This window comes from Legionella massiliensis (assembly GCF_000756815.1).
In the GTDB taxonomy this organism is placed as follows: domain Bacteria; phylum Pseudomonadota; class Gammaproteobacteria; order Legionellales; family Legionellaceae; genus Tatlockia; species Tatlockia massiliensis.
Genome location: NZ_CCVW01000002.1, coordinates 326934 through 340688, shown reverse-complemented (window position 1 = coordinate 340688; position 13755 = coordinate 326934). Strand labels below are relative to the sequence as shown.

The window sequence follows — 13755 nt, the reverse complement described above, 5'->3', positions numbered from 1 at the left end:
GGACACCTTTTCTCCACCCTTAAGTGAAGGAAATAATGAAAGTCGTTCTTTGATAGGAGCGTGCCTAAGCACGCGTCTCGAAGCGTCACCATGCAAGGCTTTGAGATGGCCTAAAGGCCTCCTCATCCCGAACGGCTTTAATATAGCATCCTTAACTGCGTAGTCGCCTAATCCCCATTATAAGCAGCAATAGCCGCCTTAACTTGGGGGCGTCTACCAATAGTTTTGTACCATTGCATTAAATGCGGGAATTGATTGGTATCAATAGTTGCTTCATAAAAATTCTGATAACCATGAAGCCAGGGCCAAATGGCCATGTCAGCGATAGTATATTCCATCCCACTAATATAGGGATGATGCATTAATTGTTTATTCATAACGCCCAGCAAGCGTAATACCTCATCGGCGTAGCGCTTTTTAGCATAAGGTACTTCTTCGGGAGCATAGCGATGGAAATGGCCATATTGACCAAACATCGGCCCAACACTGCCAACCTGAAAATAGCACCATTGCAGGACTTCAAATCTTGCTTTCAGATCAGTCGGTAGAAAGCGTTTATGCTTTTCAGCTAGATATTGCAGGATTGCAACACTTTCAAACAAATAAAAATCAGTTTCTGGATCATAAATAACAGGTATTTTGTTATTCGGTGAAATACGCTCAAATTTGGGTTTAAATTGCTCACCCTCGCGGATATTAATTATCTTGATTTCATAAGGTGCTTCTAATTCTTCCAGAATAATTGTGGGCTTGAGGCCATTAGGTGTTCCTAGTGAATATAGTGTATACATTTTACCGTCCTTGAAACTGATTATATGAAACCGAAATATATCTTAAACTGAATGCGGCTTAATCCAGCCCATACTAAAAGCTAAAAATAACAGCAAGAATAGGGCCAAAGAGAGACCAATACGCCAGGTCAGTGCTTTAACAGTTCTGGTTGTTTTTCCCTCATCTTTGACTAGGTAGAAAAGGCTGCTGCCTAGGGCAAATAAGATAATCAACATAACAACAATGATGATTGCTTTGAATAACATTTGATATACTCCCTCAACTATTCTGTTGGGTCATTTACTTAAGATGGTCAGTTTAACCTGTTTTAACCGCCGTTTCACTCCTGATTGGCGCATGACAATTTTAGCCCTATTGGCAATCCTGTTTTTTACCCGCCTGGGATTTTGGCAATTAGAGAGGGCAGAGGAGAAAAAGCAGATGCTAGCAGCGCAGGCCAGTCTTGCAAAGCAAGCTCCTCTTAGTTGGGAGGCCACCTTGCCCTTGCCCAAGCAATACCAGCCTGTGCGTGTGAGTGGACAGTACTTGGATGAAATCCTGCTTCTCGACAATCAACATTATCAACATCAATTTGGCTACCATGTTCTTAGCCCTTTATTATTGAGCTCTGGGCAAATCCTGCTTATCGACAGGGGTTGGGTTGCTGGTGATATAAGGCGGCAGAATTTTCCAGCGATTAATACTCCCAAAGATTTAGTAACCTTAACGGGTTCTGCCTATTATCCCTCCGATAAAAATTGGGTTTTAGGGCAGGTTATGGAAGAGAAAACGGCAAAAATGGCAATTATTGAACGTGTTGATAGCAAACTAATAAGTCAATTTTTGCATAAATCAGTGTATCCGTTTATCATTCGCCTCGAAAACGGTGGTGGCCAGAATTTTGTGAGAGAGTGGCCTGTGGTTGCGATGCCCCCCGAGCGACATTATGCCTATGCAATGCAGTGGTTTGCTATTGCTTCGGTAGTTTTGATTCTTTTCATCGCCTTAAATATGAAGAAAAAACTATGAAAATGACCAAGCGTAATTATTTCATCTTGTTGGTGCTAGCTCTGATCTTTGCTGCACCGGGGATTACTGCTTATTTATATTACTTAAATCCACAATGGTTAACTGCCGCTACGACTAACAAAGGGACCTTGTTAACACCGCCTGTATTATTTTCCGAGATTGCTCAGGGTAAGCCGAAATGGCGCCTTGTCTATTGGTATCCTGAAAATTGTGAAGCAGCTTGCTTGCAAGAGGCAGACAAACTTGCCAGGGTTCGTCTTGCTTTAGGACGGCACCTCTATGAAGTGGATGAATGGCTGGTGCTGGCAGAACAAAATCAGCAAGTGCAGGGGGCAATAGCCTCTTCATTGAAGGAGACAGATATTCATGTGCTGAGCCTGGCTAAAGCCTTGCCAATTCTTGATGAAAAACCGAAGGTTTTCATTGCAAACCCCAAAGGTTATTTAGTTTTGGCCTATGGGGACGATGCGAAGCCGCAGGATATTTTTCACGATATCAAACAACTATTAAATACAACAGAAAAGAAGAGTGATTGAAGGAATGCAATTTAAAGCAATACGGTATGCTGCAATAGCTGCAGTGGTCTTGGCCTTGTTTGTTGTGATGCTGGGTGCTTATACCCGTCTGACAGATGCTGGGTTAGGTTGTCCTGATTGGCCTGGTTGTTATGGCCATATGGTGCTGCCGAGTGCCCAAAATGAGTTGGCAACAGCCCAGAATCAATACCCACAAATTCCAATTGAAGCGCGAAAGGCTTGGACTGAGATGGCACACCGCTATGCTGCCGGTACCTTAGGACTTCTTATTCTGTTTATTTGTGGCTCAGTTTTCTGGCGACGGATGCAGGGCGAGAATCTACCTTGGGTCTTGCCCTTGACTCTAATTCTCTTACTGTTCTTTCAAGCAGCGCTTGGGATGTGGACTGTAACCTTGAAATTGCTGCCAGTTGTTGTTATGGGGCATTTACTAGGGGGGATTTTGATTTTTTCCTGCCTAAGCCGTTTGAGTTTGCAACTGAGCTCAGTGAAGCCTATGGCTTTGCCTCAATGGCGTTTTTGGCTTCTCTTAGGCCTGGTTATTGTTTTTTGCCAGATTGCTTTAGGAGGCTGGGTAAGTTCAAATTATGCAGGCATTGCCTGTATTGGTTTTCCACAGTGTAACGGGCAATGGTTGCCACCTCTGCATTTTTCCCAAGGCTTTAACTTATTTTCTCCTGTCGGTGCTAACTACCAGGGTGGGGTCTTGGATAATGATATCCGTATGACGATACAATTTATCCATCGTTTAGGCGCAATGGTGACCGCAGTCTATGTGTTAGCCTTGGCTGCCTTATTGCTGGCAAAAGTTAAAAATACTTCTCTGCGGCTTTTGGCAATATTGGCAATTTTGCTGGTTGCCTCACAATTTTTGTTGGGCGTGATGAACGTCATCTACTTATTGCCACTCTGGGTTGCTGTTGCACATAATGGTGTTGCGGCTGCATTAATGGCAGTCTTATTTATGATGCTTTATCTTGGCCAAGGGAGACTCAGCGATGCAGGGTAAGACAGAGCCTCAAATTCAAAGAATCGATTGGCGTGATTATATGGAGCTTTGTAAGCCCAGAGTAGTTGCGCTTATGCTGTTGACCGTTGTTGTTGGTATGTATCTGGCGGCACCGGGCTGGATTCCCTTGCAGACTGTATTGGCTGCTTTGTTGGGGATTGGTTTTTGTGCGGGCTCAGCGGCTGCAATCAACCATCTGGTTGATAAGCGTATTGACGCGATCATGGCTCGTACCCGGCAACGACCTGTTGCAAAGGGGCGAGTTTCCGTAAAGCAAGCCCTGTTTTTTGCCTCTACCTTGGCTGTTTTGGGTTTGGCAACTCTTATACTCTTTATTAATGTGCTTACTGCTGTCCTTACTTTCATTACCCTAATCGGTTATGCCGGGATTTATACTGGCTATTTAAAACGTGCGACCCCGCAAAATATTGTGATTGGTGGTTTGGCAGGTGCTGCTCCGCCTTTGCTAGGATGGACTGCAGTAACTAATCAGTTGGATCCTCAGGCCTTACTTTTGGTGCTCATTATTTTTACCTGGACGCCACCGCATTTTTGGGCTTTGGCAATTTATCGTTTAGAAGAGTATAGGAATGCCGAGATTCCGATGTTGCCGGTAACCCATGGCATTGCCTACACCAAATTACAAGTATTGCTGTACACTATTTTACTATTAGTCGTCAGTGTATTACCCTTTGTCATTGGAATGAGTGGCTGGCTTTATTTGACTGGTGCACTTTTATTAGGTTTACGCTTTTTGCATTGGTCAATAACGCTATATCGTACCGAACGGCCAGTTATTGCTATGCGTACCTTCCGTTTTTCCATCGTGTATCTAATGATGCTCTTTGTCTTTTTACTGATTGATCATTACAGTTGAGAGGGGATAATATGTTGACCCAAAAAAATCAAGTTACCAAGACTGTAATTGTCTTGATTGCTTTTATGGCCTTAATTGCTGGTTTATTTGTTTCCCAGCATCTCCATGGCAAAAAGAAAATTGACCCCAATAAATTTCACGGAACCTTGCTTGAGAAACCTAGGGAAATTGAGCAGTTTGCTCTTACTGGGATTGATAGCCAGCCCTTTACCAATACCAGTCTGGAAGGGCAGTGGACGATGATCTTCTTCGGCTTTACCAACTGTGGTTTCATTTGCCCAACAACAATGGCTGAATTGAACAAAATGTATCGTATTTTGGAGGAGAAGAAAGTTGATCCTCTACCAAGAATTGTCATGATTTCTGTTGATCCAGATCGCGATAACCAAGAAAAACTAAATGCCTATGTCCGGGCTTTCAACCCCAATTTTTATGGTGCCCGAGGTGAGGATGCAATCGTGAGACAAATGACTCGCGAAATGGGGATTGCTTATACCAGGATTGCTCTATCAAGAACGGGTAATGAAGAGAATTACGATATGCAGCACAGTGGCGCCCTGATGTTGTTTAATCCTAAGGGTGAGCTGAGTGCATTTTTCACCACGCCTCATCAGGCAACATTTTTGGCTAAAGATTATCAGTTGTTAGTTTCTTAAGCAGGTCAATTTGCTTGTTTCCGAAAGATAGGCCCATTTGCTTTGAACTCTGTCATCCCCGCGCAGGCGGGAATCCATTACTGCATTGGTATTGTGTTCAATCAGCAATAGATTCCCGCCTGTGCGGGAATGACGGTTGGTGGGGTTAAATCGCTTTTAATTTTCAGAACTTCAGAGACTCATTTTGAAATTACGTGCTAGGCTTTAAATAGAAAAAATATAATAAAAAGGAACGATCGATTCATGAAAATTGCAATATTGGCTACTAACCCGCAGTTGTACTCACACCAGCGCTTGAAGGCCGCTGGTGAGCAGGCTGGCCATGAGGTTACAATAATCAACCCCCTATACTGTTACATGAATATTGCTGCCTCAAATCCAAAGGTTCATTATCGTGGCGGTGAGCTTTTGCCGATGTATGATGCCGTTATTCCACGCATTGGCGCTTCAATAACTTACTATGGTACTGCCTTGTTGCGTCATATGGAAACAATGGGAATGTATACCCTCAATGAATCGATTGCTATCTCGCGCTCCAGAGATAAATTTCGTTCCTTGCAATTGCTGGCAAGAAAGGGGATTCCAATGCCCCTAACCAGTTTTGCCCAGTCACCTGATGATACAGAAGACTTGATTCGTATGGTTGGTGGTGCACCCTTAGTGATTAAATTACTGGAAGGTACCCAGGGTAAGGGTGTTATTTTGGCTGATAGTCATCAGTCAGCGGTCAGTATTATTAATGCATTTAAGGAAATGTCAGCGAATATTTTAGTGCAGGAATTTATCGAAGAATCGCGCGGTGTTGATATTCGTTGCTTTGTGATTGGCGATAAGGTCGTTGCTGCTATCAAGCGTCAGGCAAAGGACGGTGATTTCCGTGCCAATGTTCATCAAGGGGGCAAGGCGGTCAAAGTCAAGTTATCGCCCCAGGAGCGGGCAATAGCTATTAGCGCTGCAAAGACTATGGGTTTAAAGGTGGCCGGTGTTGATTTGATTCGTTCAAATCATGGTCCTTTAGTGCTGGAAATTAATTCATCCCCAGGACTTGAGGGTATCGAAAAGGCAACCCATGTAAATATTGCTACTAAGATTATTCAATATATAGAAAAAAATGCGAAACCTAAGCGCTTTAATCAACGGTTTCAGGGGTGATCAGCAAGGGCTCAATATTGCTGCTAAAATTATTCAATATATAGAAGCTGTTAATTAATGGTCTAAGGATGAATACAAGAAAGTCCATTACCATTGCTAATGAAGAGGTGAACGCAGGGGAATCTCGCTGCGTTAAGCTTGCTGTGGCAATGTTATATACTTCCACTCCTCTTGAAATTCCTGTTTATGTCTCTCATGGCAAAAAAGATGGGCCGGTGCTTTTTATTACCGCAGCCATTCATGGCGATGAAATTAATGGTGTAGAAATCATTCGTCGCCTTCATCATGCCCCACAAATCAAACGCTTACGCGGTACATTGATTACTATCCCCATAGTCAATATTTATGGTCTGATGCTGCATTCGCGGTATTTACCGGATAGGCGGGATTTGAATCGACAGTTCCCTGGCAGTGAGCGAGGTTCAATGGCTTCTAAACTTGCTAATCTGCTCATGACAGAAATTGTTAAACACTCAACACATGGGATTGACTTGCACACCGGCGCAATCCACCGTAGTAATTACCCGCAGGTACGTTTTAGTGAGGAAAACCCGATATCAGAGCAAATGGCTGAAGCCTTTGCCACGCCCGTTATTGTTCCGTCTAATATCCGTGATGGCTCCCTACGTTATGCAACCGACAATCTCAATATTCCGGTTATTGTTTATGAGGCAGGGGAGGCTCTGCGCTTTGATGAATTTGCCATTAAGCTTGGTTTACGGGGGATCTTAAGAGTCATGGCCTATCTTGGCATGCTGTCACCCTCACAGGCGAAGCATATAGCGAAAAAACAATTTCTGCCCGCTATCGCAAAATCAACCTTTTGGATACGTGCGCAAGCTAGCGGCATGATGGTTGATGCAAAACCACAGGGCTATAAAATAGACAAGGGGGAATTGCTCTGCTCAATTGTAGATCCCCTCGGAGATAATAAAGTCAGAATTACCTGTCCCTATGAGGGGCTTATCATAGGACGAACAAATATTCCTCTAGTCAATGAAGGGGACGCCTTATTTCACGTAGCCTTATTCGAGGATTTAGAAGGAGTGCAGTTGCCAACGGATAATCCTGATGATTGGGATTAGGCTTTAGTTTTTTTCTGTCTCTGATCACTTTTACCGATTAGCCAGTCAGGATTTACTTCAAATTCATCAGCGATGCGGTTAAGTACAACAGGATCTGGAACTGAAATTCCATTCAGAAAAGCGTCAGCCTTAAATTTGGGAATTTTGACTAGTTTGGAAAACGCGTCAATACGCTCATCACTGCGAGGAGGGACACCAATTGTATCAAGTTCCTTATTAAGACGTTCAGCAAGTATTTTGTTGGACATATCCACCTCAAAAGAAATTTTTAATATCTATTTTCTATAGCATATACCTAAGAAATTTCAAAAATAGCATTTAAGATTTCTTGGGTATATAAAAAGCTTTAAGGAAAATCATAGTTAAAAAACAATAACTTTCATTTTTTGATAATTTGTAACATCAATTTTTATGAAGATCCAGATTTAAAAGAATTTTACTTGGTGAGAGATAAAATTTTTATTGCAATAGGTCACCCCCATCCTGAATTCCCGCGGCTTGACCCATAGGTATCTACACAAGTGTCTGTAATAGGTCAAGTCCCTCCTGGTCTCAACACTACGTCATCCTGAGCGCAGCGAAGGATCTCCTGAATGTGGCACAGTGTTAATCCCGGAGATCCTTCGCTGCGCTCAGGATGACGTGGTGTTGAGGTGACAGGGCGTTCAATTACAGGCACTTGTGTAGATACCTATGGGCTTGACCGCTGGATCTGTGGGCTCAGAGTGAAGAGCTTCTAATCAGCAGATCCCGCGATCAAGCCGCGGGAATTCGATACTGGAACGGGGGGTTCGAAACCGTGGATCTTGGCATAAACCTTCTTAACAGCACAAGCATCATCAGACCAGTCATCAGGGTTATTAATAAGGTTAGTAAATAACCCTCCCAGGAAACCCAATAACCCGTGTTCATAAAAAAGCGCTGTAAGCCTGTCGTATAGAGCTGCTCACCTGTGGGCTGAATCGGAATATAGCCGCTGTTTAAGGAGTAATAAAATTTTGAGCAATAAAGCGAAATTAAAAGGTAGGCAAAACAAAATCTTAAATTTATTTTTAAATTTTGCATCACTAAGCTAAGACTATAAATTGTTAAAGGGATTAGGAAGGTATCAAAGCGACATTGGGGATTTAACAGAAAATAAAAAGAAATTAATAGAAGCATTGCCAGAGCGCTACCCTCAGCAAAAGCCTTTATAAACATCTCCCTGCATTTGAGAATGACTAAAAAGGCCATCGGTCCCCAATTTACAGCAAACATCGTAAAGAATAATCCTGGTTTAATTAAGGGAGCTGTCGGAATGTAAAACAAAAAAAAGTTCAAAATCTTGGGTGAAGATTCAGAAAGCAGATGGTTAGGGGATAAGGATTTAAGAAAATAATGCGTTGCTAGAGTTAATGCCAGGAAGGGTAGATAGATCAATAAATTCGTCTTGTTAAAATCCCTAATGCTTTTAAGGAATAAGGAAGGCTGGATACTGTCCATTATTCTAAAAACATAGATACCGACAAGTATGGCGCTGAGCAGTGCAAGCTTGGTAGAAATTTGAGTTCCTGCAGCCTGCCAAAGATGGGTTGTCAATGAGAATCGGGAGAGCAAGAACAAACTCAATCCATAGCCTAAAGCAACAGTCCAGGCAACTACCCTCATCCGTCTCTCCTCAGAAGGGAGAAGGGAGAAGCCCCTATTTTTCCCTTCTCCCCTCAGGGGAGAAGGTGCCCGTAGGGCGGATGAGGGGTTGTCGTTGATGCACTCAGATAGCGGCTTATCAAAGAAAATAAGAATAGAGATAAAAACAAGGCCAATTGGCCAGGTTAACAGCGTAGGAATTAAAAGCAGATTGAGCCCGATTATCGATTTTTTTAGATAAAAATAAAGAGAACACATTCCTAATAACAAGGCAAAAATATCGGTAACAACAGGTGCATAGAAATAGTATTTTAAAAATACAAAATTACAAAAAAAACAGAGAAAACCAAAGAGCTGAGTTGCTATAGAAAAATGCTTTAAACCCACAATTTTTCCCCAAAGATAAGCAATCAACATAAAACATAAGGCATTAAATATAAAAAAAGCATTAAATATATCGCGCGGTGAATCCAGCGATAGGTGAAATAGTTTAGTTGTAAGCCAGATCAGCAAAGAGGGAAAACATCTTGAAACATGATAGAGATCTGCATTAGTGCTAATCTCATGAATAAAATCCTTTGCATAGGCTGCGTAGGTAAGACCGTCCCATCCCAAACCTCCAGAAACAGGTAAACGCTCTCCCCAAAAAAAATAAATCAGGGCATAGGAGAAAATGAGCAGGATTGCAGCAGGGTTTATATTTTTTTTCATCAGCGACGCAAACCATAAAAATCATAGATTTTATCAATTACTACGGCAACATTCTCTTCTGTTAAACCGTAATATAAGGGTAAACGTAACAAACGCTCGCTCTCGCGGGTGGTATAGTTATCTTCGCCGACAAATTCGCCATAGATCTTCCCTGCTTTAGCACTATGTAAGGGCACATAATGAAAAACAGTTGAACAGCCTTGCCTGAGCAATGCTTTAATCAGGTTGGTACGGACTTGTAGATTCGCCGTTTTTATATAAAAAAGATGACCGTTAGCGACGCATTCATTGGGGATAAAAGGCAATTCCAGATCACCATTTTTCTCAAGAGCTGACAAGCCTTCATAGTAGAGTTGCCAAGTGTTTAAACGCTCATTATTGATTTCATGCGCCAGCTCTAATTGAGCCCACAGATAAGCTGCATTAATGTCACTGGGTAAATAACTGGAACCCAGATCACACCATGAATATTTATCGACCTGGCCGCGAAAAAATTTGGAACGATCAGTTCCTTTTTCACGAATAATTTCTGCACGCTCAATATAGGCCGGATTATTGAGTAATAAAGCGCCACCTTCTCCCATACTATAATTTTTAGTTTCATGGAAACTGAAGGCGCCCATATCAGCTATTGATCCAAGGGCACGGCCTTTATAGGTTGCCATAACACCTTGGGCTGCATCTTCGATAACCAGCAAATTGTATTTTTTGGCAAGTGCTAAAATACTATCCATTTCACAAGCAACGCCAGCGTAATGGACAAGAACAATCGCCTTGGTGCGCGCAGTTATTGCCTGCTCAATGAGATTTTCATCAAGATTAAGGGTATCGGGGCGAATATCAACGAATCTAATTTTAGCCCCTCTTAAGACAAAGGCATTGACAGTAGAAACGAAGGTGTAAGATGGAGCAATGACTTCATCGCCGGGCTGAATATCTGCCAGAATTGCTGCCATCTCCAAGGCATGTGTGCAAGACGTGGTGAGCAAGGCTTTAGGGATATTAAATTGGTCTTCAATCCAACGGTTGCAACGCCTAGTAAACTCACCATCACCACTGATTTTGTTGCTTGCAACGGCTTGTTGCATATAGTCGAATTCGTTCCCTGTAAATGGAGGTTTATTGAATAAAATCATTATGACCTTTTATAAAATAAGCGAACTGTGTCTAAAGAAAAAGCTAGCTAAGAGAAAGCAACCCGATAAAAAATGCAATCCCAATACGCTATAAGCTATCTTGGCTTTCCAATCAAAGGGTTGGCTTAGCAATAACCTGGCAGAAAATAAGAATAGAATATAATTTGCTGCGATACTACCCCACCAATAATTGCCATTGGAATATACCGGATATTCTGCCAATAAAGAAAACATAGCCAGGGCAACAAGGAACACTCCCCACGACATTAGCAAATATTCATCCATTTTTTGATAATAAAATAGTGCAACCATGAAAGGAAAACTAACGGACAGAGAAAGGGAGAGAAGGATATGGGGTGAATAGGTTTTCCAGACTAAAAAAGGGGCCAGAATTGTTTTATCTGGATGCGGAAATAAGTCATTAGCTAAAAAGGTGTAATACCATTGATAAATTAAAACCAGCAAGCAGGGTAGTACTAGCACGGAAATTTTGCAAAGGCCTTGTAGGTACTCTCGGTTTCTACAATTAATTAGACATAAACTTAGGCAATACAGCGGCAAAAATGCTAGGGCATAATTAGGTTTACAAAGAATCCCAAGAACAGCAAGAAGGCCTAGGCCGAAAAAATGGGATACCTTAGTTGAAGATCTATATTTTAGAGCGTAATAAAACAATAAGAGATTGAAGGGCATAGCCAAAATCAAAGTTGCGTTATGCCATTGATTTGCAGCAATATTTCCCAAATAGACATGAAAGCTATCTACAGTAATTTGTTGTGGATATTGCCCAGCTTTGTAATAACTCAAAATGGGCATAGCAAAGATCAAAATAAAGGAGAGCAGAGCCATTAATTTGCTATTAGTTGAGGGGGCTGTTTGCAAAATAAGGTAATTAATAAGGTATTTGATGGCTACCAATCCAGCTAGCAGAAGGATAGAGACGACGGCTATCTTTTTATAATGGAGAGTCTGGCCTGAAAGCAGGCTAACTAGTTTATACCATAGGGTATAGGCAGGAAATTTACCAGACTGGGTAAATTTCAGGACATATTGCGTGTGAGAGGGCAAATCACTAACCCAGGGATTAGGATTGGCAACATGAAATTGAAAGGATTTATAAAATACAAAACAGCTGACTACCATAGTAACCAGCATTCCAAAATAGATAACTCGCTGTTTTAATGACAACATTTTCTCACTAAGATTCAAACCTATCCCCTGAACAAACACCTTTATTCCTAATAGCCCTCGCCCCCTTGCCCCTAACATAGCCCGTCATTAAGAAGGACGTTACCTCAAAACCGTTCGGGCTGAGGAGGACTTTAGGCCGTCTCGAAGCCTTGCACGGTGACGCTTCGAGACATGTGCTTACACACAGACCTCAGCGCGAACGGTTATTTAACTTAATGGCAGTGAGGATGACGGGGATGACCTCTATTCACTCTCAAGTAAATATAACTGCTCTAACTTCAACAGATCACGTTCGCGTTCCTTTACCCGCTTTGCTGGAATACCGCGGTAAATTCCCCAGGGCTCAGTCGGTTTGGTAACAAGGCTCATTGCTCCAATTGCACAACCTTCGGCAATATGAGCATCGGGCATAATGACTGAGTTAGAGCCAATAATTGCGTGTTTGCCAACCTCAAGTCGTCCGAATTTTTCTTGTTTGTATTTTCGGGGAATCGTTGAGTTAGTTAAGCTATGGCCATAATAATCATCGGATTGAGTAAATAAATTGACGTAATAGGCCATCGTTACAAAATCAGCTAGTTTAATCCCATGAATACCACCGGCTAAATTACCATGAACGCCCATAAAGACATTGCGCCCCAATTCAAGTTTTCCGGATAGTACACAAAAATCATCGATGCGAGAGTTATCTCCGATCATGATCTGATCTGCATTATAAATCTTGGCGCTATCACTAATTTTTACTTCTTGGCCAAGATACTTAAAGCCCAGCTCTTCCAATGCGGAACGCGGTAAATACCCCATCCTTTTTCTCCAAAAACCGCTTAGATACCATGTTTTTCATCAAGCACATACAGGGGGCGCTTGCGACTTTCATCAAAATTTCGCCACAAATACTCGCCGATGACGCCTAGGGTAAGCATCTGAACTCCAGAAGTAAACATAATGGCTACCATAAGCGAAGACCAGCCCGCATTCGCTCCCCAGATGACTTTTTGTATAACGATATAGGTCGCGTAGATTAAACTGAAAATACAATCTAAGAAGCCAACAATAGAAATAGCTTGAATAGGTGCGTAAGAGAACGCGAGCATGGAGTCTATCGCTAATTTTAGTTTTTTGGATAAGGTCCAGCGTGACACGCCAATCTCTCGCTTCTGGCGGGTGTAAGTCACTTCTGCTCGCTTAAATCCTATCCATAATATTTGCGCAAATAAGGAAGTATTTTTTTCTTCGATGCTCGTCAAAACATCTACGACTTGCTTGTCTGCCAGGAAACAATCAAAGCCGCTCAGGGGCATATCGTTAAGGGCATATTTTTTCATTAATCTATAATACAGGGATGAAAAAGCCTTCTGGAAAAATGATTCTTTTCGATCTTCACGAATCGCAATAACTACCTTGTTTCCTGCAAGATATTTTTCAAACATTTGTAGGATCAAATGAGGCGGATCTTGTAAGTCAGCAGAAATAACAACCGCACAATCACCGCTCATGTGCTCAAGCCCTGCAAAGATGGCAATATGTTGACCAAAATTACGCGCTAATTTAATCACCTTTACCTGGGAGTCGATCGAATGAATCTTTAAGGCTTCCTGATAAGAGTTATCAGCTGAGCCATCGTCAACAAAAATTAACTCATAACTAGGCAAATGCGGGAGTACTTCCGCGGCGAGTAAAGCATAGGTAATAGGTAGATTTTTTTCGTTGTAATAAACAGGAATGATAATAGAGAGTTTTTTACTCATTATAGTTATCACAGCAAAATAAATAGTTTGGGCGGCATCTTAGCAAGAAAATTGAGAAAAAACCTCTTGATTATCTCATTCCCACAATAGTCACTATTAAAAAAGTGCATCATTTCATAATCATCCACTAAGGATGGGCATTTTAAAATAAGACACTTGCATAGCCTGCATTTTGTACTTTATTGCGGTGTTACAAAGGGTTTTCTGGTACTCATTCACCTCCTCCAT

The 13755-nt window shown here is 41.9% G+C and carries 15 protein-coding genes; 7 read left to right on the top strand and 8 right to left on the bottom strand.

What is annotated here, in order from left to right:
* Positions 1-167: 167 nt before the first annotated feature.
* Together BN1094_RS08685 and BN1094_RS08680 are read right to left on the bottom strand one after the other, a co-directional pair.
* Positions 168-791 (bottom strand): glutathione S-transferase N-terminal domain-containing protein, encoded by a 624-nt coding sequence (locus BN1094_RS08685; RefSeq protein WP_043874042.1) that lies wholly within the window; start codon positions 789-791, stop codon positions 168-170.
* A gap of 42 nt (positions 792-833) precedes the next feature.
* Positions 834-1037, bottom strand: a complete 204-nt coding sequence (locus BN1094_RS08680) for a twin transmembrane helix small protein (protein WP_043874041.1) — start codon at positions 1035-1037, stop codon at positions 834-836.
* Positions 1038-1080: 43 nt separating this feature from the next.
* On the opposite strand from BN1094_RS08680, the gene BN1094_RS08675 reads away from it, so the two are divergent.
* The 7 genes from BN1094_RS08675 (at position 1081) to BN1094_RS08645 (ending at position 7115) form a co-directional block, all read left to right on the top strand.
* On the top strand, positions 1081-1800 hold the full coding sequence (locus tag BN1094_RS08675) for an SURF1 family protein (protein WP_043874040.1): 720 nt from the start codon (positions 1081-1083) through the stop codon (positions 1798-1800).
* Positions 1797-2336 (top strand): hypothetical protein, encoded by a 540-nt coding sequence (locus BN1094_RS08670; RefSeq protein WP_043874039.1) that lies wholly within the window; start codon positions 1797-1799, stop codon positions 2334-2336. Before BN1094_RS08675 ends, BN1094_RS08670 begins: the two co-directional genes overlap by 4 nt.
* Positions 2337-2340: 4 nt before the next feature.
* Positions 2341-3345, top strand: coding sequence for a COX15/CtaA family protein (locus BN1094_RS08665; RefSeq protein WP_081935136.1), 1005 nt, complete (start codon positions 2341-2343; stop codon positions 3343-3345).
* Positions 3335-4222: a heme o synthase gene (gene cyoE, locus BN1094_RS08660; RefSeq protein WP_043874037.1), complete on the top strand. Its 888-nt coding sequence runs from the start codon at positions 3335-3337 to the stop codon at positions 4220-4222. Before BN1094_RS08665 ends, cyoE begins: the two co-directional genes overlap by 11 nt.
* A gap of 11 nt (positions 4223-4233) precedes the next feature.
* On the top strand, positions 4234-4878 hold the full coding sequence (locus BN1094_RS08655) for an SCO family protein (RefSeq protein WP_043874036.1): 645 nt from the start codon (positions 4234-4236) through the stop codon (positions 4876-4878).
* Positions 4879-5121: 243 nt separating this feature from the next.
* Positions 5122-6030, top strand: a complete 909-nt coding sequence (gene rimK, locus BN1094_RS08650) for a 30S ribosomal protein S6--L-glutamate ligase (RefSeq protein WP_043874035.1) — start codon at positions 5122-5124, stop codon at positions 6028-6030.
* Positions 6031-6098: 68 nt separating this feature from the next.
* Positions 6099-7115: a succinylglutamate desuccinylase/aspartoacylase family protein gene (locus tag BN1094_RS08645; protein ID WP_043874034.1), complete on the top strand. Its 1017-nt coding sequence runs from the start codon at positions 6099-6101 to the stop codon at positions 7113-7115.
* Here BN1094_RS08645 and BN1094_RS08640 read toward each other — a convergent pair.
* The 6 genes from BN1094_RS08640 to BN1094_RS08615 form a co-directional block, all read right to left on the bottom strand.
* A complete protein-coding gene (locus tag BN1094_RS08640) occupies positions 7112-7363 on the bottom strand; it encodes a helix-turn-helix domain-containing protein (protein WP_043874033.1) in 252 nt (83 codons plus the stop codon). The genes BN1094_RS08645 and BN1094_RS08640 overlap by 4 nt on opposite strands.
* Positions 7364-7871: 508 nt before the next feature.
* On the bottom strand, positions 7872-9452 hold the full coding sequence (locus tag BN1094_RS08635) for a hypothetical protein (RefSeq protein ID WP_043874032.1): 1581 nt from the start codon (positions 9450-9452) through the stop codon (positions 7872-7874).
* Positions 9452-10588, bottom strand: a complete 1137-nt coding sequence (gene rffA / locus BN1094_RS08630) for a dTDP-4-amino-4,6-dideoxygalactose transaminase (protein WP_043874031.1) — start codon at positions 10586-10588, stop codon at positions 9452-9454. Before rffA ends, BN1094_RS08635 begins: the two co-directional genes overlap by 1 nt.
* A 9-nt stretch (positions 10589-10597) precedes the next feature.
* The gene (locus BN1094_RS08625) at positions 10598-11797 is read right to left on the bottom strand and encodes a hypothetical protein (RefSeq protein ID WP_141650450.1); all 1200 of its coding nucleotides are present in this window, start codon (positions 11795-11797) and stop codon (positions 10598-10600) included.
* Between the two features lie 225 nt (positions 11798-12022).
* On the bottom strand, positions 12023-12583 hold the full coding sequence (locus BN1094_RS08620) for an acyltransferase (RefSeq protein ID WP_043874029.1): 561 nt from the start codon (positions 12581-12583) through the stop codon (positions 12023-12025).
* Positions 12584-12603: 20 nt separating this feature from the next.
* Positions 12604-13527, bottom strand: coding sequence for a glycosyltransferase family 2 protein (locus BN1094_RS08615; protein WP_043874028.1), 924 nt, complete (start codon positions 13525-13527; stop codon positions 12604-12606).
* Positions 13528-13755: the final 228 nt, after the last annotated feature.